The following is a 22,875-nucleotide window of genomic DNA, read 5'->3' on the forward strand; positions in this document are numbered from 1 at the left end:
ACTTCCTCGTCAGGCAGCTTCATTTAATCGCACGAGCTTTGAGCCCCAGTCGCCCGACACAATCGTCGTGATCGAGGCGGGATCGATGTCGAAGCGAAAGCAGTCGCCGACCGGCAAGTTAAGCACCTTGCAAACGGCCGCCTTGATCACGTCGGCGTGGCTAACCAGGGCGACGCATTCGTTCTGATGCAGCTGGCGGACGCCGTTCATTAGAGAGACGATGCGGTGCTGGACATCCAGCATGGTCTCGCCGCTGGGCGTCCTGGCCTCCTGCCGCTGGTCGTTCCACGCGCGCCAACCGGCGTCGCTGCTCAATTGATCGAAGGTCTTGCCCGACCAGTCGCCGAAATCGATCTCGTCGAGTTCGGCGCAGATCGCGATTTCGCCGACACCGCAAGCGAGTGCGATTGGCAGCGCCGTCTCCTGGGTGCGTTCGCGCGGGCTGCATAGGATGGCCGCGATCGTCTCTCGGGCCATGCGCCCGCCAAGGTGCTCTGCTTGAGCCTTGCCGGACTCGCCGAGGTATACACCGGCCATGCGCCCGGCAAGATATGAGCCGACATTGTCGTGCGCCGCATGGCGGATTAAAAAGAACGTCGTCGTCATTCCGCGGCATCCAGCAGAGGATCGTCCTTGCCGGCGATGAAAGCGAGCGTGCGCTGGCGTGCTTCGGCGTCGGTGAACTGTTCGGGAGGCGACTTCATGAAATAGCTACAAGGGCCTGTCAGCGCGCCGGCGATGCCGCGGTCGAGGGCCAGCTTGGCGCAGCGCACTGCGTCGATCACCACGCCGGCGGAATTGGGCGAATCCCACACCTCCAGCTTCAGCTCGGCATTCAGCGGCACGCCGCCGAAGGTCGTGCCTTCAACGCGGATGTAGGCCCATTTTCGGTCAGTAAGCCAAGGCACATGATCGCTTGGTCCGACGTGAATGTTGCCCGGCTCCAGGGCAACATCGAGCTGGCTGGTTACCGATTGCGTCTTAGAGATCTTCTTCGATTCCAGCCGCTCGCGTTCCAGCATGTTGAGAAAATCGGTGTTGCCGCCGAAATTCAGCTGATAGGTTCGATCGACGCGCACGCCGCGCTCGCGAAAGAGATTGGCCAGCAGCCGGTGCACAATGGTCGCGCCGACCTGGCTCTTGATGTCGTCGCCGACCAGCGGCAGCCCGCGTTGTTCGAAACGCCGGCGCCATTCCGGACGTGAGGCGATGAAAACCGGTATGCAATTGACAAGGGCGCAGCCGGCCTCCAGAGCACATTCAGCATAGAAGCGCGTCGCCTCCTCCGAACCCACCGGAAGGTAGGAGACCACTACGTCGGCTCCGCTGTCGCGCAGGATATCGCTGACATTGGCAACCGGTTCAGGCGCTTCCTCGATTGCGTCGCGCAGGTATTTGCCGATCCCGTCAAGCGTCGGTCCGCGTTCGACGCGAACACCGGTAGTCGGCGCGTCGGCAAAGCGGAACGTGTTGTTCGGGGTGGCGTAGATCGCATCGGCGACGTCGCGGCCAACCTTGTTTTTGGCGACATCGAACGCGCAGACAATCTCGATGTCGTCGACGTGATAGCCACCGAGATCGGCATGCATCAGCCCCGGGATCGGTTCGTTGCTTTTTGCATCACGATAGTAGGAGAGTCCCTGCACCAGGGAGGATGCGCAATTGCCAAGCCCGACGATACCAACACGAACCTTTTTCGATCCCACGAAACTGCCGCCTTATGCTGTTCAAAGGTAAGTTCCTTGCGCCGAACCGCCACCGCGCCAGAATGTTCCTTGGTCTATCGAAAAATTGCGCGAGGCGGCATGGATCGAAGCTGCACCCGCCGCGTTGCCCGCACGACAAAAATCGGAAATCGGTCGATGATCGTCTACGGCGACAACAAGCGGACCCAGAACGCAGCACAACTTCAAGAGACAGCGATCGAACTGGCCCAAAGCCTCGATCGGATCCCTTGCGGCATCCGGCGCCATGCTGCATTGGTCGGGTTATTCATCAGTGCGTCGGAGCTGGTACAGGGGCTCGCCGATGCCGATTTCAAGGTCCTGGGCGTCGACACCAATTCGCCTTCACAACGGCTAGGCGCCGAGTTGCTGGTCGGACTTGCGGCAGAGGTGGCGAGATCGTGGCGAAGTGGGTTCGTCGTGGGCGCCGGCATCGATTCGCGACTTCTCCAATTGCTGGCCGGGCTCGATTGCAAGGCAGAAATTTTGACCGGCTCGGCCGAAGGCTACGCACATTATGCGCTTTATCCAGAGAGTTATCTCGGCGCGGGGCGGGAGTCGGGTCTCGATGCGAACACATGCGTGATCGGCATCCGCAGCATCGGCCTGGGGCTGGCGGCCATGGTGGCGGCCGCGATCGGTGCGCCGGCGCCCATTAGCGTGCGCCCGATCGGCCATCCTTTCGATCGGCGGGTCAATGCCGATCCGCGGCTGGTTGCTGCCTGGAGGAGTGAGCCCAGGGCTCGCTTCGCTGTCGTCGATGAAGGTCCCGGCCTGTCGGGAAGTTCGATCCACGCTGTCGTCGCGTGGCTGAGAAAACAGGGCATAGATACGGAGCGCATTCACCTGTTCCCCAGCCATTCGGGCGATCCGGGGGCCGAAGCGTCGCCGGATGTTCGGGAGACATGGGGACGCTGCCGCAAGCAAGTGGCGATGACGTTCGAACGCACCTTTCCCGAAAGCTCGCAAACGCTGCGCGATTGGGTAGCCGAGGTGGTTGGCAGTCCGAAATTGCGCTTGACCGAAATATCCGGCGGAGCGTGGCGCCCCCTTCACTACGCCGACGAAAGGCGCTGGCCACCGAGCGCACGCGGCACTGAACGGCGAAAGTTCCTGGCCTCCGCAGATCAAGATCGCTGGCTCGTCAAATTTGTCGGCCTCGGCAAAACTGGGCTGCGCAAGATGGAAGCCGCCAAGATGTTGCATCACGCCGGATTCGGATCGCAAGTCATGGGGTTCTGCCACGGTTTTCTGGTCGAACGGTGGACCGATGGCACCACGATGGATCAGCTACCGCTGTCCAGGCAGAGACTTGTCGCGGCGGTCACACGCTATCTGGCCTGGCGCGCGACCAGTCTGCGAACCAGCGAACCCGGTGCATCATTGCTCGCGCTGGCGGAGATGGCCGTTCACAATGCTTCCGAAGCCTTGGGCGAAAGCCAGGCGGCGAGACTGCGAACCTGGTTCTCGAAGCAGACGCCCACACAGGTATCGGAACGGGTCGAGATCGACGGCAGGCTGCATCCCTGGGAGTTTCTGGTCGGTTCCGATGGCACGCTGATCAAGACGGATGCTGTCGACCATTGCCGAGGACACGATCTGATCGGCTGCCAGCCGATAGAATGGGACCTTGCCGGCGCCTGCGTAGAATATGGGCTGTCCAAAGCCGAGGCGGCGACGTTGATCGGCGGCATGGGTAGCAGCGTTGACGCCGGACTCATCGATTATTTCAAACCTTGCTATTTGGCGTTTCAGCTCGGGTTGTGGAGCATGGCCGCTCAATCCGAAAATGGCCGGGAAAGAGCAAGGCTGGAAGAGACGGCAAACCGATATGAGGCAGGACTGACACAGTTCCTGGGCCAGGCCATGAAGGTATAGTCGCCGTCAATCCAGGCTTCGCAGCATGTCTGCTTCCTGCTCAAGAATACTGGCCACCTCCTCCCGCTGCAGATGCGTCATCATCAGGCTGACACAGCACTCCAGATAGGTGATCGAGGCTCGCCGCAGATACGCAGCCGTCTCTCGTTCCGCCATCTTGTCGATATCGGTCCGAGATTGCTTGGGGTACATGAGGAGGTCCTCCATTATGTGGTCCTCTCGTCAAACCAAAAGATTGCGCGGATGTTCCACGCGAATCGATGCGAAGATGTGACTGGGGTCCCGGCATCAGGCAGGGAGGTTCTGCAGCCCGCCTGACGTGGGTCTCGTCCTTGCCGAACGTCCTGCCATTTGATCGCCGATCGAGCCGCCTTCAAGCATGGCGAAATAGCTGATCGTCCGCGCGAGCCCCTCGTTGAGCGACACTCTTGGCGTCCAGCCGAGCAGCGCTTTTGCGCGCGAGATGTCGGGCTGCCGGCGTCGAGGATCATCCTGCGGCAGCGGCAGGAACGTCATATCCGATTTGGTGCCGGTCATAGCCTTCACCAATGCCGCCAGCCGCACAATGGTGAATTCGCCGGGGTTGCCCAAATTGACCGGCTTGCCCGGATTGGGGTTGATATCCATGAGACTCATCAACCCGTCGATTAGATCGGAGACGTAGCAGAAAGATCGCGTCTGCATGCCGTCGCCGAAAATCGTCAGCGGGCGCTTCTCGAGCGCCTGCATGATCAGGTTCGAAACGATGCGGCCGTCCGCCGGATCCATCCTCGGCCCGTAGGTGTTGAAGATACGCGCGACACGAACGTCGGCCTTCCCGGCTCGCAGATAATCGAAGCAGAGTGTCTCGGCCGTGCGCTTGCCCTCGTCGTAGCAGGCGCGTGGGCCGGTGCAGTTCACATGGCCGACATAGTCTTCCCTCTGCGGATGTTGCTCCGGATCGCCATACACTTCACTCGTAGAGGCCTGCAGCAATCCCGCGTCGTTGCGCGCGGCGAGTTCGAGCAGGTTCAACGTTCCGATGACGCAGGTTCGCGTGGTGTGGATCGGATCGGCCTGGTAACGCGGCGGCGAGGCGGCGCATGCCAGGTTGAAGATGCGATCCACCGGCTCGCCAAGGTCCAATGGACGGCAGATATCCTGCTCGATCAACCGGAAACTCGGCTGGTCCATGATCGCGTTGATGTTCTCCATGCGACCGGTAAGAAAATTGTCGGCGCAGATCACACGCCAGCCATCGCGTAACAATGCTTCGCAAAGATGCGAACCGAGGAAGCCCGCGCCACCGGCGACGAGCACCGTCTTTGCCCTTTGCGCCTTTTTTGATTGTCGCATCGCGATTTTCTCCTGTCTGCCAGTCATGCTGCACTTCCGATATCGAGATCGAGGACCACCGCCCCCTTTTGCGTAAGCGCCGTGATAAATTCGCAAGCCCGGGCCACACCGGTATGGGAAGCAAGGACGAGTTCGCGTGCCCGTTCGGCCATGGCCAGACGTGTCCGAGCCGATTCCCGCGATAGGATCGCGACGACCTTGTCCGCCTTCTTGGCCGTGTGGATCGTCGATGAGGGAAAGAAGCTGTCGAGGCCTGGCCAGCGGTCGCTGATGATCGGCGTGCCGCAAGCAGCGGCTTCGAAAAGGCGCACGCTGGGCGACCATCCCGCCGCAATCATGGAACTGCGTGTGACGTTCAGCGTGTAGCGCTGACGGCTGTAGAATGCGGCATGATCGGCCGGCGGCAAGTGTTCAATGCGCTCGACATTGTCGGGCCAGTCGATGTCGGACGGATATTGCGAGCCAGCCACGACAAAACGCCGATCCGGCATGCGCCGTGCCGGCTCGAGCAGAAGTGCATTGAGCGTGGCTTGCCGGTCGGCGCTGTAGGTGCCGAGATAGCCGAGGTCCCAGCCGATTGGATCGGCGGTGTGGTGATGTCGTTCCGGATCGACCGAACAGTAGAGCGGCTCGGCTCGGCGTGCGCCGAAGGTCTGTGTCAGATCGGTCAGCATCGGGCCACCGGCAAAAGAGAAATAGATGTCGAAGTAGGGGATCTGGCGCCAGCTCAGATAGTCGCAATCGTCCGCCGACAGCTTCGCCAGGGTCACCGGTGTGTCGATGTCGTAAAAGCAGAGTTGTCCTTTGCAAAGTGAAGCGACGGTGTCGATCACCGCGCGGCCTTCCGGCACGAAAGAGCCGATCACCACGACATCGGCCTGTTGCAGACACCGGCCGTAGTCGCGTTGCAGTGCCTGCACAGTTTCATAGTAGCGCAAGGCGCAGAAATCCGGATCGCGCAAATCGCGGTGATTGGCGTACCACGGCACATCGCGCTCCAGAAAAGTCACGCGATGGCCGAGTTGGTGGAGGCCTTTCAGCAGACCTCGAAAGGTGGTGGCATGACCGTTTCCCCAAGACGAGGAAAGCGACAGGCCGAGAAAGAGAATGTCCAGCTGCTTGGTCATTCGGCCGCCTCCACGGTCCCGTGCGTCAAATGCCGTTTGAAGACCGCATCAGCCACGGCCGCCCGCAACGCGTAGGTATGATCGGCGAGAACGCGTCGAAGTGCGGCCTGGCCGATCGCCTTTGCCCGGACAGGCGTCAGCGCCTGCATGATTTCGGCGACATCGCCGCCGTCGCGCGCCACAAGGATCTCCTCGTCGGGTTTCAGGAACAGCTCGACGCCGAGCCAGGCATCGGTGATCAGGCAGGCGCCGGCGCCGGCCGCCTCGAAGACACGCGTGGCGGGTGAAAAACCGTTCGCGGCCATGCTGTCGCGGCTGATGTTCAGCACCGCCTTTGGCGTGACATTGAAGGCGTTGTGATCACAGGTGCCGACATGGCCGAGCCAGTCGACATTGGCGGGGAGCGGCTTGTCCCCCCACCCAGATCCGCCGAGCAGAAAACGTTGTTCCGGCAGCCGGCTCGCAGGATCGAGGAAGAACGATCCCACACGCGCTTCACGATCCGGCAGCCTGTTTCCGAGGAACGCCAGGTCGCAGGCAAAACGCGCATTGCTGGCGACCGGGTGGTGCGTTTCGGGATCGAGTGCATTGTAGATTGGCACGCACTCGTTCGCGCCCAGGGCGCGATAGGCCCAGACCACGGGATCGCCGCCGCCATAGGTCAGCACAAGATCGATTTCTTGCAGCGCACGATGCAGCGGATGGTCCGGCTCGTCGCGCAGCTGGGCGAGCGTCGCCGGCGCGTCGACGTCCCAGAACACGATGAGCGCATCGCTGCGGGCGTAGCCGAGCACGGCGCGCAGCAGCGCCTCATCCTCGAAGCCGACGCCACTCGCCTTGACAACGATATCGGCCTCGGCGGCACGCGCCGCAACCTGCATCAGGGCTTGATGGGTTGCCTCGTAGACGACGACAGAGCACCAGTTCGGCGCCTCGATGTCGCGGTTCTTCTGCCGGTCATAGACGTCAGGCTCGTAGAAAGTGATTTCGTAGCCCAGTTGCGAAAGCGCCTTCAGCAATCCTCGGTAATAGGTTGCGGCGCCGTTCCAATAGGAGGACAAAAGGCTCGATCCATAGAATGCGATCTTCATGCAACGGCTTCCTTTGCGGCGGTCAGCTCGGCGGTGTGCAGGGTCGTGCATTGCCAAAGCACGTCGAACAACTCGTCGACGCGGTGATGGCAGGTATGCCGCGAGCGGATGGTCTCAAGGCCCGAGGTCATTAGGGAAGCCGCAAAATCGGGATCGGCCAACACCGCCTGGAGGTGTTGCCGCATTTGCGATCCATCCTCGGCAAACAGGAAGTCGACGCCGGGTCTGAAAAGCTGCTCGACATCGGACCATGGCGCTGAAATCAGCGGGATGCCGCAGGCAAGTGCCTCGAACATGCGGATTGTCGGAATTCCGGGCAAGCCTTCACGATAAGGACGCCGCGGGACGTGCACCGTCACACGATGCGCGGCGAACGCCTTCGGCACGTCGGCATTGGCGATCCACCCTTCGTAGCGCAGACCGGCGGCAGCCAGATCGGCAAGTGCCCGTTCGGGATAGCGGACACCGTGAACAGTGGCCTGAAGACCCAGATCGCGGACCGGTCCGATCAGGAACTCCTTGAGTTCGGCCGTCCGCTCGTCGTCGCCCCAGTTTCCGATCCAGACCAGGTCGGACGTCGCGTGCATTTCCGGGTGCGGTTTGAACAGCCGATCGTCCGCCGCTTCATGCCAGGTGAAGACACGCTTGCCCCAGCCGGCGCGCAGATAGCTCTCGCGCAGCGCTTCGCCAAACGCGAGAACGCCATCATAATGTTCCAGGCGCAGCGCCGACATGGCCTCGGTGGCGGACACGGCGCGGTGATGTGTGTCGTGAAACAGCAAGGTGAATTTGCCGCCATCGGCCCGGGCACGGCCGATGCGAGCGACAAGCTCCGGGTCGGTCCATTCGTGGACGATCACCACGTCGGCCTCGGCGATCCATGCTTCATGGTCGAACCCGGCATCATAGGTCACCGGCATCAGTTCGGGGAAATCCTTGCGAAAACGTTCGATCGCGAAGGATCCCTTCTCGGCCAGCAAGTTCGATCGGCTCCAGCCGTCAGCCGGCTCCAGAGCGATGGCCTGATGCCGGCGCGCCACCAGTTCGCGCATGACGCCTCGAAGGAAATGGGCGTTGCCATGGTTCCAGTCGGAGACGAGCGAGTGGGCGTAGAATAAAAAGCGCATGATCAGCGCTCCGCAACGGCCAGCGCCGCCTTTTCGTAGACGTCACGCATGGCCGCTGCCTGTCTCGCCAGAGTGAACCCGCGGCTTCGGCGGAAGGCGGCGTGGCCGAGCTCTAACCTGTGCCCGGCATCGCTGGAAAGGCGATTGATGCAGGCAGCGAGATCATGCGGGTCACGCGCGTCGAAGAACATCGCGGCACCGTCCCATAGTTCGCGATAGGTCGGGATGTCTGAGAGCACCAGGGGGGTTGCCGACATAGCCGCCTCCAGCGCCGCCAGACCGAACGGTTCGTACAGCGATGGCGATACAAAAATGCCGGCCCGGGCCATCAAGGAGCGCACCTCGTCATAGGGCAGCGCCCCGAGAGGAACGGCGTGGTCGACGGTGGCGCGCTCGCCGTTCGGGCCGTGAAGCGAACCGGCTGTAAAGAGAGGCCATTGCGTCAACGAGGCGGCCTGGTCGACCACCGCCACATTCTTTCCCTCGTCCCACCAGCGGGCGGCGGCGAAAACGAGCGGCTGGCGGGTTTCCGCTGGCGGGACTGGGCGTGCGGCATTTCCCACGACGTGAAGGCGTGCGATCGGGCCATAGCAGGTCTCGAGCATCTCGGCATGGCTGCGGCTCGGGGCGATGACTGCGTCGGCCCTGTCGAAGCCACGCCTGTTGCGCTCCTTCTGCCAGCTCCATGCGTTATCCAATGCCTGTCCCTTGACGCAATGGAACCAAGTCGTCACGCATGAATGCGAGACCGCTATGACTGGGCAAGGCGCATCCAACCCCACGGCCTGCGTCGGTCCGTTGAGATGGACAAGGTCGATCGCGTAGTCGCGTATCGGCGCACGCAATTCCAGCGGCAGACCGTCGAGGTCGCCGGCGCTTCGGGTCATCCAATCCAGAGGCGTATTCAGCCAGATGAGCGTCGCGAAAGTCCTTGCCTCATTGGCCTGTTGCCCAGATGGTTGCGGCCCCAGACCGGCGAACACAACGCTGTCGCCGCCATTGACCAATTCCCGGCCGAGATCAAGCGCATAGCGCCATACTCCGCCCATGGCATCGACGGTCATCAGGACGCGGCGTTTGCGTGGCGTCAGTGTCCGCAACATGCCGCCTCCAGTTCCGCCAGCGGGCGCGGGCGCTTTTCCTGGATGTCGCTGAACTTCTGGAACGATGCGAGGTAATGATCATGGGCGCGCTCCCAGGCAAGGTCGTCGGGTTCGCCCCAAAGCTCGCGATAGCTGGGCGAACTCGGATATGGATAAAGCGGTACCGGTTCATTGGCCCACACGCCATTGTCGATCAGGTGGGCTCGCCAGTGATCGACAAGGGCAGGATCGTCCTCGACGACGCCGATCAGATTGGCCTGAACGAAAGGAACGTGGCGTCTGGCCTTAACCAGCAGCGCGGCGAGTTCCTCGGTGTCCAGCCTACAGCGCTTCGCGAGCATGGCCCGCCCTTCCACCGTCAAGCTTTCGAGGCCGGCTTCGATGGAGACGCAGCCTGCCGCGCCGAGCAATTCCAGCATCTCAGGTTTCCACAGATCGATGCGGGTCTGGACGCCGAATTTCACATCGCGGCTTACCAACGCCTCCAGCAACGCCTTTTGCGGCAAAAAGATTTCGTCGATGAAGTAGATGTAGCCGGCACCTTGGGCGATCAGCCGATCGATTTCAGTCACCACCGCTTTGTGGTTGCGGCGGCGATAGGCATCGCGGAAATCGATCTTGGCGCAGAAGCTGCAATTGTAGGGGCAGCCGCGCGACGCTTCGACCTCGGCGCCGAATCCAAACTGTTGGTCATCGAACCGGTGATGATGATGCGAATGGGCGGCGATCCAGTCGGATGGCCATTCCAGCGGCGGGTGATCGACAAACGAACTGGAATGGACCCCGCCGTTCGAAACCAGCTTGGCGTCCAGCAGATAGGCGGTCGAGGGCACCGCGCTCCAATCGTCGCGTCGTGCAAGTTCGGCGACAATTTCCTCGCATTCGCCGCGCACGACGATGTCGGCGCCCAGCTTGCGCAAGGTCGGCGCCGGCGTCGCCGAGCCATGTGGGCCGACCGCGACCGTGCGGCCGCCACGCCCGGCCAGACGATTGAGGAAATCGGCCGGCACGCGCAACTCCGGCGGTGCGCAGCGCCAGAACAGATAGGTCGGGGCGGTGCTGACAACCGTCATTGCCGGCGCGAAATCAGCCACGCGTCCGCACAGCCCTGAGTTGTCGAGTTTCTGCAATTGCCCGTCCAGCAGCAGCACCTCATGGCCGGCCGCTTCGAGCAGGGCTTTCGAATAGCCGAGTTCCAGCGGCAGATGCGGTTGGCGGCAGCCGAAATAGATGCTGTCGTCATATGTCCAGGACGGGTTGACCAGGGCTATTCTCATGCCACGTACCTCACGGCTTCGGGGCGGGGCTCAAGCCGGTGGCGCTGCAGCCAGTCGGCGAGATCGCGAATGCCCTCGCGCCACGCAACCTGCGCCTTCCAGCCAAGCGCGGTCTGGATCTTGCGGGTATCGGCGACGAAGAAGGGCTGGTCGCCGGTCCGTTCCCCATCATGGCGGACCGAGAGTTCGCGGCCGGTCAGGCTGCCGATCTCGCTCAACAGCATACGCAGGCTGAGCGCATTTTCTGGTCCGCCGCCAAGGTTGAATGCCTGGCCCTCGGTAATGTCGATATGGTCCAGCACAGCCCTGTAGGCGGCGACCGCATCGGAAACGTGCAGGATGTCACGCACCTGCCTGCCGTCGCCGTAGACGGTGATGTCCCGTCCTGTCAGGGCGCTGAGCAGGAAGTGCGCTACCCAACCCTGGTCCTCCGTTCCAAACTGGCGCGGTCCGTAGATGCAGCTCATCCGCAGTACCGCCGTGGGCATGCCATAGGATTTGGCGTAGTCGAGCACATATTGGTCCGCCGCGCCCTTGGAGCAGCCATAGGGCGTGCAGAAATTCAGGCTGTGGGCTTCATCGATGCCGCTGGCCTGGATCGCGCTATCGCAAGGTATGTAGCAGTCGTCGTGCGGTTGAACCGCGACGTCGGGGAGGCTGCCGTAAACCTTGTTGGTGCTGGCGAAAATCACCGGAATGCCCTCGCCGCTCAGCCGCGCCGCTTCCAGCACGTTGAACGTTCCGCGAAGGTTGATGTCGAAATCCTCGTCCGGCCGGACCAGGCTCGTGGTGACTGCCGTCTGTGCGGCCAGATGGAAAATCGCCTTGGATCTCATCAGAACCGGGGCCAGGGCATTGGCGTCCCGCACATCAATGGTCTCGACGGTAAGGCGGCTACCATGTTTCTGGACAAGCCATTCCAGGTTCTGTTCGACGCCGGGACGGCTGAGATTGTCGACCACCAGCACCGGCTCGCCATCCGACAACAGGCTATCGGCTAGATTTGATCCTATGAAGCCGCTGCCGCCGAGGATGGCGACCGGCGCTTCGCGTCGGTTGCGTGCGCCCGGGCTCATGACACCAACCCGCGCTCTTCGAGTTCGCGCTTCATTTCGGTGCCGCGGTCGACGGCGGCCGTATTGCGCACCCAGGAAACGAAATCCACGAGAGAATTCTCCAATTGCAGGCCGGGTTCGAAACCGAGCAGTTCACGCGCCTTGGAGATATCGGCGAAGCAGTTGCGAATGTCCCCGGAGCGCGCCTTGCCGAGCAGTTCTGGCGAACGGTTCGGTATTCCCATGGCTTCCGCCAGCAATCGCGCGACTTCGCTGATCGCATAGGCGCGGCCGCTGCCGATGTTGATGACGTGGCCCTTTGCCTGACGTTGCTGCAGCGCAAGACGAAAGGCACGTGCGACGTCATGCACATGAACGAAGTCGCGCTTCTGCTCCCCATCCTCGAAGATCATCGGCCGTTGGCCATTGGCGAGACGTGAAGCGAAATTGGCCAGCACGCCGGTATAGGGATTTGATAGTGCCTGGCCGGCACCGAAGACATTGAACAGGCGCAATGCGACCGCATCGATGCCGTAGGCTTCGCCGAAGATCAGCACGGCGCGTTCCTGGGCGTATTTTGTCAGCGCGTAAATCGAGGCGAGGTCGACCGGCTTTTCTTCATCCGTCGGCAGCGGCGAAAGGGGTTCGCCTTCCGGCGACAGCGGATTCCACTGTCCGCTTTTGATGTCGCTTAATTTGCGCCTTGCATTGTCGATGCGCCGGCCCTCGGGCGTGGCATAGAGGCCCTCGCCATAGACGCTCATCGAGGAGGCGACGACGATCCGTTCGACCGGATGCTTGATCAGCGCTTCAAGCAGTGTCGCCGTGCCCAGATCGTTGGTGCCGACGTAGCGCGCGATCTCGTACATTGATTGTCCGACACCGACTTCCGACGCCAGATGAATGACAGCGTCGACTCCTTCCAGCGCCTCGGCAACGGCCTCGCGATCGCGAATATCGCCCTTGATCAGTGCGGCACCGGTGGGAAGCGTGACCGCTTCGCCCGCATGCACCTGCTCCAGCAGGACGTCGAGAATGCGAACTGAATAATTCTGAGCGATGAGTTCTTGTGTGACGTGGCGGCCGATGAAGCCGCAGCCTCCTGTAACCAATATGCGTTTCACGACGACTCCTCTCCCCGGACAAGTGACTTCGGCGCCCCGAACTTTTCGGCAAAAGGTTTGTTCCCTGTGCTTCAACAAAGTTCCCTTCGCGGGCTTCGTCTGAAAGCAAGCGCAACGCCATCGGCCCACGATGCGGGAACATTCCCGCCGGTATGCTGTTAGGGCGCTCGACAGCCGCCGTGAGACCGTAAGGCGAAGCCTATGATCAAGGGAGATTTCAATGTCGCAGTCCCACACGACCACCAATCACGACGAAATTCGCAAATGGGCCGAGGAGCGGCAGGGCCGGCCGGCAGTGGTCCGCACCAAGGGCGAGGGCGGCATCTTGCGGATCGACTTTGGCGAACCCGAGGAAGGATTCGACTCCATTGATTGGGACGAGTTCTTCCGCATATTCGACGAGAACGATTTGGCCTTCCTCTATCAGGCCAAGACCAGCGACGGAAAGTCCAGCCGTTTCAACAAATTCGTCGAGCGCGATCGCAAGAGTTGAGAAGTCCTGGCGGGAGGCGACTTGGCCTCGGCCCAGGAGAATTCAATGCATCAGCTTTGCGCCGCGGGCTTTGGCCACCTCTCGCATGACATCGTTGAGCCAGTTTTCGGTGGACTGGCCAAGCTGCCGGTGGTCGACGTCCCGGATCGCTTGCTCGAGTGTCCTCTCGACCAGCCGGTCCGATGCGTGGACGTCCCCCAGCAGAAGACGCGCCGCGAGGCGCAGTTTGGGCAAGAGGGTGAAAACGTCGTCTGGCGGGGAGGGCACGGAGATCTCCGCTTGTTCGGATGCCTGCCGCGGAAAAAGCGCATTGAACACAGCCTTGCTGCCCGAGGACTTCCGCAAATTGCTGGCGTAGCGGAGATGCTCGGGAATCGCGATCTCGTTGTCACCGCTGAAGAATACGAAGGGGATACCGCGGCGCATCAACTTGTCGGCGATCGGAAACACGCGTCGGCCATTAAGATTGACGTCCAGGATTGCAGCTTCGGCTTGATCGGTATGTTCAGACGCCTGCTCGACTGTAGCCGCGGGCCCGAGGATGATAGCACCCATGTTGCCGAAAAACCTCGCAAGATCCCCCGCCAGCGTCCATTCGTCTTCGACAATCAGAATATGCACCCCCCGCAGATCGCGCACGTCGTTATCCTTTATTCGAACGGTGTTGAGGATGCAAAGAAGGCACTCCCATTTTCCTGTCATCCAGTGCCGCCTGCAATCGTTTCGCCAGCACGAGCATGCGATCCGGTACGGGCCCACCGAGACGTTCCACTCACTCAGGCGCCCCCCACACCATGAGCGCCAGGAGTTTCAAGCCAGCAAAGCGTTTTGTCATTGAACCATCATGGACATCGGGCCAACGTCGTCCATGCTGACTTGTTCCATCCTCCAAGCGCGCTATATGGTCATATCCTGTCCGATCCGACCTTGAGAGACTTCATGTCGGTCGGGCGAAAGGTGGACATGCCGTGACAGCCCGATCAATCAAGTTCCCCATCGTCGGCATCGGTGCGTCCGCGGGGGGCATCCCCGCAATGGAAGGGTTTTTCAAGGGCATCACCGGTAGGCCGGGCATGGCGTTCGTGATCATCACGCACCTTAGTCCCAAGCGCAACAGCCTGCTGCATGAGGTTATCGACCGCTACACCGAGATGCCTGTCGTGGTGGTCGAGGACGGCGTGGCCGTTGAACCCGACCACGTCTATGTGATGCCGGAAAACGTCACTCTGGTCATTGAGAACGGCGTGCTGCACCTGCGGCGGCCCAATGGGCTTACCCAGGAGCGCAAACCCATCGACATCTTCTTCAGCGCACTCGCCGAAGACCAGGGTGAATACGCGGTCGGTGTGGTACTGTCGGGAGGTGATTCCGATGGGACCTTGGGTGCCAAGGCCATCAAGGAGCGGGGCGGGCTTACCGTGGCGCAAGCACCGGACGGCTACGGCCCGCGCAACCCCGACATGCCGCAGAGCGCTATTGCCAGCGGTCTCATCGATGTTGCCGTGCCCGCCGAGGAGATTGGGGCGAAGCTCCAGGCTTACGCCCGCGGCTTCGACACGCTGGATGGGCTGCCGAACGAAGAGGACATCCCTACGGCCGACATAGATAAGGTCCGCGAACAGATATACGGCATTTTGCGCAGCCACTCCGGCCACGACTTTTCAGGCTACAAAACCAAGACATTCCTACGCCGGATCAAGCGGCGCATGCAGATCGCTCAGATTCAGTCCATCAGCGCCTATATCGATTGGCTGAAGAAGGACCCTCGCGAGGTGATGAATCTGTTTCGCGATCTGCTGATCAACGTCACCAACTTCTTTCGCGATCCCGATGCCTTCGAATTGCTAGAACAAAAGATCATCCCGCGGCTGTTCGAGGGCAAGACGGCGAGCGATACGGTTAGGGTCTGGATTCCCGGCTGCGCCACCGGCGAGGAGGTGTTCTCCATCGCCATCCTGCTGCGTGAACACATGGAAATGCTGTCAGCCATTCCGCGCGTCCAGATATTCGCCACCGACATAGACGAGCCTGCCCTGGCGGTGGCTCGCGCCGCACGCTATCCCGAGGCCTTGATGCAGGGTCTTTCCCCGGAGCGCAAACACCGGTTTTTCAACGGCGATGGCGAAAGCTACGTCATCAGCAACGAGATCCGCGAACTGTGCATCTTCTCGCCGCATAGCATCATTCGCGATCCGCCCTTCTCGCGCATGGATCTGGTTTCCTGCCGCAACCTGCTGATCTATTTCGGCCCAGCCGTTCAAAGCCGCGTTCTTCCTGTCTTCCACTATTCGCTGAAGCCGGGTGGCTATCTTTTCCTCGGCACGTCCGAAAGCATCGGGCAGCACGAAAATCTGTTCGCCACCATCGACAAGAAACATCGCCTCTTCCAGGCACGGGAGCATGCCTCGCCACATATCAGGCTGCCGGCCCTGTTCGGGGATTCCACTTCCGGCGTCTTTCCCGCCGAAACCGCTGGCTTGAAGAAGGGCACGGTCGGCTACCCGCTGCGGCAGGCTGTCGAAGCGCAGGTGCTTGAGCGGTTCGCGCCGCCGCATGTCCTCGTCAACGCCGAAGGCGACGTCGTCTACTATTCGGCGAGGACCGGCAGATACCTCGAAGCGCCGCAAGGTATCCCCAGCCGGCAGGTGCTGACGATGGCCCGCCGCGGACTTCGGCTGGACCTACGCGCCGCATTAAGGGAGGCGACGACAACACGCCGCACGGTTGTGCGGGACAACCTCAGCGTCGAGGAAGATGACGAACGCGTGCAACCGATCAAGCTGACGATCGAACCGCTTGCCGAGAGAGGCAATGGTGAGCCGCTTTACCTTGTCCTCTTCGAGCCGTCGGGACCGAGGCAAGCTCGGTCCAATGAGGACGGTGGCAGCCATAACAGCGACAGCACGGCCGATCTCGAGCGGGAACTGCGCGACACAAGAGAGCGTCTTCAATCCACCATAGAAGAATACGAGACGGCCCTCGAAGAGGTGAAATCCTCGAATGAGGAACTCGTCTCCGTCAATGAAGAGGCGCAATCGACCAATGAGGAACTTGAAGCGTCCAAGGAAGAGATGCAGTCGCTCAACGAAGAGCTCAACACGATCAACGCGGAGTTAGCCAGCAAGATAGATGAGCTAGATCACGCAAACAGCGATCTGCGGAACCTGTTCGAAAGCACCGATATCGCGACCATCTTTCTCGACCGCAGTCTTGTGGTGCGGACCTTCACGCCGGCGGCCTCCTCCTTCTTCAACCTGCGCCCCTCCGACGTCGGCCGGCCCTTGACGGATCTGTCGAGCCAACTCGATTATCCAGAGTTGAAGCAGCACATCGACAAGGTGTTCGAGACAGGCGAGACCCTGAACCACCATCTTGCGCGCGATTCCAGGGGCCTGTTTCACATGGTACGCATCAATCCCTATCGGGACAAGGGTAATAGGATACAGGGCGTCGTGGTGACATTGGTCGACGTGACCACGCTGGCGCGGGCGGAAGAGCATCAGCAGGTACTCATCTCGGAGCTCAACCATCGCGTCAAGAATATGCTGGCGGTGGTCGCCAGCATCGCCAACCGCACGCGGGACAGTTCGGATACGAAAGAAGCATTCGCGGATGCGTTGATAGGCCGGTTGCACTCCATGTCCAGAGCCTACGGACTGCTGACCCGCGAGAGGTGGAAGGAGGCTTCGGTCAAGGAATTGCTGCATCAGGAACTGGAACCCTTCGGCATCGAACGGATCGAACTCGATGGCGACGACGTAAAACTCGGCCCGCAACAGGGCCTTTCGCTTAGCATGGCCATCCATGAGCTGGCTACCAATGCGGCCAAATATGGCGCCTTGTCCAAGCCCCGAGGCAGGATCAGCGTCAAATGGGCCATGGATGGCGACAGTTTCACGCTTCGCTGGCGCGAAAAGTACGGGCCTGCCGTCAAGAAGCCGTTGAATGATGGCTTTGGCCTGAACCTGTTGAAGGGGGAAATCGCCTACAGGCTCGGCGGTCATGTCGAGACGTTTTTTGGCAAGGAAGGTCTCGATGTCCATATCGCCTTTTCGGCAAACCATGAGGATACGCCGTGAGCGATACACCCCGCGTTCTGGTGGTCGAGGATGAGTGGCTGATCGCGCAGGACATAGCGTCCGAGTTGCGTGCAGCGGGCTATCCGGTGGTCGGCCCTGTTTCGTCCGTGGCCGCCGCGCTTCAACTTGTGGAGGCGGACAAGATTGACGTCGCGTTGCTGGATATTCAACTCAACGGTGAAACAAGCTTACCGATCGCGGAAGTCTTGTTGGCTCGCGGCACCCCGTTCGCGTTCGTAACGGGATTTGGGGAGCGCGATGTTCCAGCCCCGTTTCGAAACTGCAAATTCGTGGCAAAACCCGCAACCGAGGCGACCATCCTCACCGCCGTGGCCGACCTAGCGTCGCTTCGCGCCGCCAAGACGCGGTCGTGATTTCAAGCCAGCCAGTCGCGATCAATCCAGCGGCTTGTCGGTAGGCCGGGGCGTGGTGCTCGGTTGACGTGGCCACCCGGCATTTCGATTGGCGACTAGATTATCCAGCGCCATGCTCAATGGCCGGGATGCGCCGGCGGCCGTTGGCGTCACCGGCTTTGCGCCGGCGTCCGTTGTTTGGCATCTCGCTTTGGGTGCGGCAGACCACCGCGTTCGGCGATCGGACGGCGGGTTTCGAGTTTGAACCTTCCTTTGGCATGGTGGCTTCTTTCCTTGCAAAGCAGGAAAAACGTTCATGCAGGCAGGTCAAACTTCGACGCGGTTGAAAGTTCCGGGACCGGGACGATACCAGGCTGGCGGCTGCAACCGCCTCGAAGAGATTTATTCCGGCTCGGAGGGTCGGCCGCAGATCATGAAGGACGGTCGATCTCGCCGTTCTGGAACCTTTGGCCTGAAGCGTGTCTTCCGCTCAGACGCGAGCGACTCGAATAAGGCGAAGTGGAACAACTTACGTCGATGCAGGTTGCGTGTCGCACGGCGTCGTCGCCCCCCTTCGTTGACGCTGCACGATCGGGATCCCTCAACCTGATCAGCCCGCGCGCTCTCCTTTGCCGGGAGGCGCGGGCTTTTACGTTGGCCGAACGATCGTGTTTTGACTACAGGCGGGAACAACCCACCGGTTCGACGGTTCGGCGTTCAGGAGAATCGGAATCCACTATGCCGATGAAATTGCATTCAGGCGCGTGAAGATGCTGGTCGAACATACGTTCTCGCCAGAAGCAGGAGGCATGATTTTGTCTCGACCGAGTTGGCGTGCAAGGCCACCCGCCAAGTGGTTCGCAGCCCGATCCAACCGAACTCGACCAATTGCTGGCCCGAAGTGCGGTAAAACAAGGACTTTCCGTGCGCTTCGACCGAATAGGTCCCTTGTCGACTGCTTTGCCCGAACTCACAGGGGAAAAGCCAGCATGAAAGCCTTGTGGTCGCTGTGCGGCATCGGCGTTGCTGGCGTTGGCGCAACAACAATGTCGTTCTCGTCAAATCCAAGACGAATACGACGCAAAGCCAGCCAGTCGGCAAGAATTCGAAGATGGATACTAGTGCTGGCAGGGAACCCAAGGCACGTGTCGCCCAAACCCTCTAGCGGTTAGCGGCCATCCGGCGGTTCAGGTGGCCGCCGCTGGTTATAGGGGTTTGGGACGTCGCCGGGAAAATGCGAAGCGACATCCTGCCAATAATTCTTACTAGAACCGATTTCGCGGCGGGCATGGGCTTTCTTGGCGCGGTGCACCAGGAGTTTGAGCTCTGATATTAGCTGGCGCAGTTTCCTTTGGGCAAGCAATAGAGTTTCGCGCGCAAGCCCCGCACGCGCCACTCGACGAAGGCGGACGACATCGTATTGACGTGCTCATCGGAAACGATGCCTCCAGCCGTCTGGGGGCGTCCAGGTGCGGAACATCTCTGCTGGGCTGATCATAACACACGGTGAGAATACGGGCATGGAGCGTGGTGATGGGCATCCTTGCCGATCTGGACAAGAAGCTGACGGACAATCTGTATGAACATGGCAGCGAGCTTACCGAACCCGCTGCCGACCTGCCGAGGGCGGTCGTCGGAACGTCGACCGGCTGATGCCTTTCATTCAGCCCGAAGCGCGCGAGGTAGTGAGAAGACAGGTCCTCGGGCTTGTCCACGAATACAGGATCGAGAACCCTGCCGGCGCGGCCGAGCAGGATTAGCAGATCTGGTAGAGGCAATTTCCCTACCCTGTCGTCGCTTCGCGGACCTGATCGGGCTGAAGGGGCTGTTCGCCGATCACCCCGAAGAACTTGGCGGAGCCTGGGACCAAGCCCTGGCATCCGATCGCATGGTCGATCCTCAAGGTCAAAACCCATCGCGAAGTGTCGCCACCGCAGTTCACATATGACCAGATCAGGAAGCTGACCTCGTCGCTCGCCCAGGGCGACACCGACGAGATGGGCGTCATCCGTGGAACCGTCCGACAACTGCTAAGTTCTATATTGCCGGCGCAAGACTCGTGCCACGCCGGCGAAGTGAGCGGCGAGGCGGAAATGACATCAAAGACACGGTCCCCAACCATCCGACCATATAAGGGACCCGCTGGCGGCTGGGGGTCGGCGAAATCCGTCGCAGCGATTAACTCGAGAGAACGTGTCCTCTTGCGAGACCCAAAGCTCCTTTCGAGCCAGAACAAGCCTGAAGGATATATGTGCGTCAGCTGCGCCTGGGCAAAGCCTGCTCAGCCACATCCGCTTGAGTTCTGTGAAAATGGCGCCAAGGCTACTGCGTGGGAGACGACGTCGCGTCGAGCCGGTCCGGCATTTTTTGCCAACCACACGCTGGGCGAGCTGGAGACCTGGTCGGATCACGACCTGGAAGAACAAGGTCGCTTGACGCATCCCATGCGTTGGGATGCAGCCAGCGACAAATACATTCCGGTCGCCTGGTCCGATGCCTTTGATGAGATTGGGAGAGAGTTGCGTTCTCTCGATCCTCATCAGGTTGATCTCTACACGTCCGGGCGTGCCTCGCTTGAGACCAGTTACATGTACCAGCTGTTCGCACGTATGTTTGGCAGCAACAATTTGCCTGACAGCTCCAACATGTGTCACGAGAGCTCCTCCGTGGCGCTCCCGGAAAGCATCGGCTCATCCGTCGGGACGGCGATCCTGTCCGATTTCGAGAACACCGACTGCATTTTCTACATCGCGCAGAACGTTGGAACATCGTCGCCTCGGATGCTTCATGATCTCCAGGACGCCGTCAACCGGGGCGTCAAGATCGTCACCTTCAACCTGCTGCGCGAACGGGGGCTGGAGCGCTTTGTCAATCCGCAGTCGGCACAGATGCTGACCGGGAAAGAGACAAAGATCTCGTCGGAATATTATCAGGTCAGGAATGGCGGCGATATCGCAGCACTGTTCGGGGTATGCAAGGCGCTGATTGAAGCTGACGACGCCCTCAAGGCATCGGGCGAGAGCCGCGTGGCGGGGCAGGACGGGAAGCCGAAGGACCAGGACAATGCCGCGATGGTCGCCTTTGCGGCCTCGATGGCCTCGGCAGACAAGAAGCACGTGCTCGATCACGATTTTATCCAGGAACACACCACCGGTTTTGAGGAATTTGCTCAGGCCGCGCGAGCCCATCAGTGGGAGGAACTCGAACGCGTGTCGGGGCTCAGCCGCTCAGAGATGATGCAGGCTGCTAAAACTTACGCGAACGCCAGCGCCGTCATGATGATTTACGGCATGGGCCTGACGCAGCACCTCCTGGGTGTCGAGAACGTTCACATGGTCTGCAACCTGGCACTGCTGCGCGGCAATATCGGCAAGCCCGGAGCAAATATCTGCGCCGTGCGCGGCCATTCCAACGTGCAGGGCCAGCGGACCGTCGGGATCACCGAGAAACCCGGGCTGGCGCCTTTGGACAAGCTTTCCCAGCTCTACGGCTTTGAGCCGCCGACATGGACGGGCCGCTCGACGGTCGAGACCTGCGAAGCGATCATCAACGGCCAGTGCCGCGCGTTCATCAGCCTGGGCGGAAACTTCCTGAAAGCGATACCCGACACGGCCGCCATGGAAGAGGGATGGCGCAAGCTGCATTTGAGTGTGCAGATCGCGACAAAGCTCAACCGCAGCCATGTGCTGCATGGAGAGGTCGCTTATCTGCTGCCGTGCCTGGGGCGCATTGAAGTCGACCAGCAGGCAAGCGGTCCGCAGGCGGTGTCAATTGAAAGTTCGATAGCTCATTTCCATGGCTCTCGCGGCAAGGCGAAACCGGCCAGCTCCGAGCTTCTCTCCGAACCTGCCATCGTTGCCGGCATCGCCAAGGCTACACTCGGACAAACGAAGGTTCCGTGGGACGCCTGGGTCGGGAACTATGCGCAGATACGAGACGCTATCGAGCGCACTTACCCGGAGACGTTCAAGGATTTCAACAAGCGGCTTTTTCAACCAGGCGGATTTGCCAGGCCGTTGCCCGCGCGAGAACGCAAGTGGGTGACGAAAACGGGAAAGGCCAACTTCATCACGCCGCACAGATTGTTTCCCGAGTTCTCCACATCGGGGAGGGCCGACGTCCTGCATCTTTCGACACTGCGATCCAACGACCAATTCAACACCACGATCTACGGCTACAGCGATCGATTCCGTGGCGTTGAAGGCACTCGCCGGGTCGTGTTCATGAACGGCGAGGATATTAGCCGCCTGGGCTTCGTCGATGGCGAGCACATCGATGTGACGACGGCGATCGACGATAATAACATTCGTAAGGTCACTGGCCTGAGGATCGTTCAGTACAACATTCCGAAGGGATGCTGTGCGGCGTATTACCCCGAGGCAAACCCGCTTTTCCCTTTGGCTCATCATGATCCGAAGGCAAAAACACCTTCCTATAAACTTCTACCTGTGCGCCTTACCAGATCGAGCCTTAATCCGGACGGCTAATTCATTTATGGGCTGAGGGCCCCTTGATAGATTCAAGAAACCCAAACTGGGCATTCGTGGCGGCAGCGTTTCTGCTGATCGGTGTCGGTGCCTGGTTGGGCTGGTTTCGCCAGGCCAGGGAGCTTCGTGTGGATCCCCCCGTAGCGGCCGATCTCGATCAATTCCGGCTCATGCCCAATGCGATCAGCGGAACACCGCCAGAGAGTTATTTTGCGCAGGGCAAGCTTTATGAAACGGATGCCTACAATCTGAGCCAAGGCAAGCGCCTTTACGCCTGGTTCGGGTGCTCGACATGCCATGGAGACGGACGCGGCGGTGTCGGCCCCTCCTTCCTTGACGGCTGGTGGCTGTATGGTCCTGAAGTGGTCTCCATCGTCGCCTCGATCCGCGATGGCCGCCCGCACGGCATGCCCGCCTTTCACGACCGCATGACTATCGAGCAGATCTGGCAGCTCGCGGGTTATGTCCAGACGATCGGCTCGTATACGCCGAAGACAGCGGCGCCTAGCCGCAACGATGACAAGCAGACCCGCCCGGCCGAGAACCGCGGCCCCGCTAAGATTCTCTTCGATGAGGGCCCGGTGGGTGTCCATCCAGATCAGGGACCTTCGCCGTGAGAGCC

18 protein-coding genes are annotated in these 22,875 nt (G+C 60.8%); 6 read left to right on the forward strand and 12 right to left on the reverse strand.

Annotated features, from left to right (window positions below; genetic code table 11):
* Nucleotides 1–9: 9 nt before the first annotated feature.
* A complete protein-coding gene (locus CK226_RS29930; RefSeq protein WP_095789611.1) occupies nt 10–606 on the reverse strand; it encodes a histidine phosphatase family protein in 597 nt (198 codons plus the stop codon).
* Nucleotides 603–1,706, reverse strand: coding sequence for an inositol-3-phosphate synthase (locus CK226_RS29935; protein ID WP_095789610.1), 1,104 nt, complete (start codon nt 1,704–1,706; stop codon nt 603–605). Before CK226_RS29935 ends, CK226_RS29930 begins: the two co-directional genes overlap by 4 nt.
* A 99-nt stretch (nt 1,707–1,805) precedes the next feature.
* On the opposite strand from CK226_RS29935, the gene CK226_RS29940 reads away from it, so the two are divergent.
* A complete protein-coding gene (locus tag CK226_RS29940) occupies nt 1,806–3,602 on the forward strand; it encodes a hypothetical protein (protein ID WP_245437889.1) in 1,797 nt (598 codons plus the stop codon).
* A gap of 6 nt (nt 3,603–3,608) precedes the next feature.
* Here CK226_RS29940 and CK226_RS29945 read toward each other — a convergent pair whose 3' ends face one another.
* The 9 genes from CK226_RS29945 to CK226_RS29985 all read right to left on the reverse strand — a co-directional run bounded on the left by CK226_RS29945 (nt 3,609) and on the right by CK226_RS29985 (nt 12,841).
* Nucleotides 3,609–3,809 carry a hypothetical protein gene (locus CK226_RS29945; RefSeq protein WP_245437890.1) on the reverse strand — a complete coding sequence of 67 codons (201 nt, stop codon included), beginning with the start codon at nt 3,807–3,809 and terminating at the stop codon, nt 3,609–3,611.
* Nucleotides 3,810–3,890: 81 nt separating this feature from the next.
* Nucleotides 3,891–4,937 (reverse strand): UDP-glucuronic acid decarboxylase family protein, encoded by a 1,047-nt coding sequence (locus CK226_RS29950; RefSeq protein ID WP_095789661.1) that lies wholly within the window; start codon nt 4,935–4,937, stop codon nt 3,891–3,893.
* A 23-nt stretch (nt 4,938–4,960) separates the two neighbouring features.
* Nucleotides 4,961–6,064 carry a glycosyltransferase gene (locus CK226_RS29955; protein ID WP_095793770.1) on the reverse strand — a complete coding sequence of 368 codons (1,104 nt, stop codon included), beginning with the start codon at nt 6,062–6,064 and terminating at the stop codon, nt 4,961–4,963.
* Nucleotides 6,061–7,155 (reverse strand): glycosyltransferase, encoded by a 1,095-nt coding sequence (locus CK226_RS29960; protein WP_095789607.1) that lies wholly within the window; start codon nt 7,153–7,155, stop codon nt 6,061–6,063. Before CK226_RS29960 ends, CK226_RS29955 begins: the two co-directional genes overlap by 4 nt.
* Nucleotides 7,152–8,282, reverse strand: coding sequence for a glycosyltransferase (locus CK226_RS29965; RefSeq protein ID WP_095793771.1), 1,131 nt, complete (start codon nt 8,280–8,282; stop codon nt 7,152–7,154). Before CK226_RS29965 ends, CK226_RS29960 begins: the two co-directional genes overlap by 4 nt.
* 2 nt (nt 8,283–8,284) lie before the next feature.
* Nucleotides 8,285–9,385: a glycosyltransferase family 4 protein gene (locus CK226_RS29970; RefSeq protein ID WP_095793772.1), complete on the reverse strand. Its 1,101-nt coding sequence runs from the start codon at nt 9,383–9,385 to the stop codon at nt 8,285–8,287.
* Nucleotides 9,370–10,662 (reverse strand): TIGR04295 family B12-binding domain-containing radical SAM protein, encoded by a 1,293-nt coding sequence (locus CK226_RS29975; protein ID WP_095789604.1) that lies wholly within the window; start codon nt 10,660–10,662, stop codon nt 9,370–9,372. Before CK226_RS29975 ends, CK226_RS29970 begins: the two co-directional genes overlap by 16 nt.
* On the reverse strand, nt 10,659–11,738 hold the full coding sequence (locus tag CK226_RS29980; protein WP_095789603.1) for an NAD-dependent epimerase/dehydratase family protein: 1,080 nt from the start codon (nt 11,736–11,738) through the stop codon (nt 10,659–10,661). Before CK226_RS29980 ends, CK226_RS29975 begins: the two co-directional genes overlap by 4 nt.
* On the reverse strand, nt 11,735–12,841 hold the full coding sequence (locus CK226_RS29985) for an NAD-dependent epimerase/dehydratase family protein (RefSeq protein ID WP_095793773.1): 1,107 nt from the start codon (nt 12,839–12,841) through the stop codon (nt 11,735–11,737). The genes CK226_RS29980 and CK226_RS29985 overlap by 4 nt, the downstream gene beginning before the upstream one ends.
* A gap of 220 nt (nt 12,842–13,061) precedes the next feature.
* Here CK226_RS29985 and CK226_RS29990 point away from each other — a divergent pair, with 220 nt between their 5' ends.
* Nucleotides 13,062–13,334: a hypothetical protein gene (locus tag CK226_RS29990; RefSeq protein WP_095793774.1), complete on the forward strand. Its 273-nt coding sequence runs from the start codon at nt 13,062–13,064 to the stop codon at nt 13,332–13,334.
* Between the two features lie 42 nt (nt 13,335–13,376).
* Here the strand turns inward: CK226_RS29990 and CK226_RS29995 are convergent, their stop codons facing one another.
* A complete protein-coding gene (locus CK226_RS29995) occupies nt 13,377–14,036 on the reverse strand; it encodes a response regulator (RefSeq protein ID WP_095793775.1) in 660 nt (219 codons plus the stop codon).
* Nucleotides 14,037–14,302: 266 nt separating this feature from the next.
* Between CK226_RS29995 and CK226_RS30000 the strand changes: the two genes are divergently transcribed.
* From CK226_RS30000 to CK226_RS30030, 4 genes are all read left to right on the forward strand, one after another.
* On the forward strand, nt 14,303–17,413 hold the full coding sequence (locus tag CK226_RS30000) for a CheR family methyltransferase (RefSeq protein WP_095793776.1): 3,111 nt from the start codon (nt 14,303–14,305) through the stop codon (nt 17,411–17,413).
* Nucleotides 17,410–17,787, forward strand: coding sequence for a response regulator (locus CK226_RS30005; protein ID WP_095789599.1), 378 nt, complete (start codon nt 17,410–17,412; stop codon nt 17,785–17,787). The genes CK226_RS30000 and CK226_RS30005 overlap by 4 nt, the downstream gene beginning before the upstream one ends.
* Before the next feature lie 2,072 nt (nt 17,788–19,859).
* The gene (locus CK226_RS30025) at nt 19,860–22,253 is read left to right on the forward strand and encodes an FdhF/YdeP family oxidoreductase (RefSeq protein ID WP_095789660.1); all 2,394 of its coding nucleotides are present in this window, start codon (nt 19,860–19,862) and stop codon (nt 22,251–22,253) included.
* Nucleotides 22,254–22,309: 56 nt separating this feature from the next.
* Entirely contained in the window at nt 22,310–22,870 is a 561-nt protein-coding gene (locus CK226_RS30030; RefSeq protein WP_095774659.1) for a cytochrome c, read from the forward strand.
* The last annotated feature ends 5 nt before the right edge of the window (nt 22,871–22,875 follow it).

The sequence above is a fragment of the Mesorhizobium sp. WSM4311 genome, from assembly GCF_002295115.1.
In the GTDB taxonomy this organism is placed as follows: Bacteria; Pseudomonadota; Alphaproteobacteria; order Rhizobiales; family Rhizobiaceae; genus Mesorhizobium.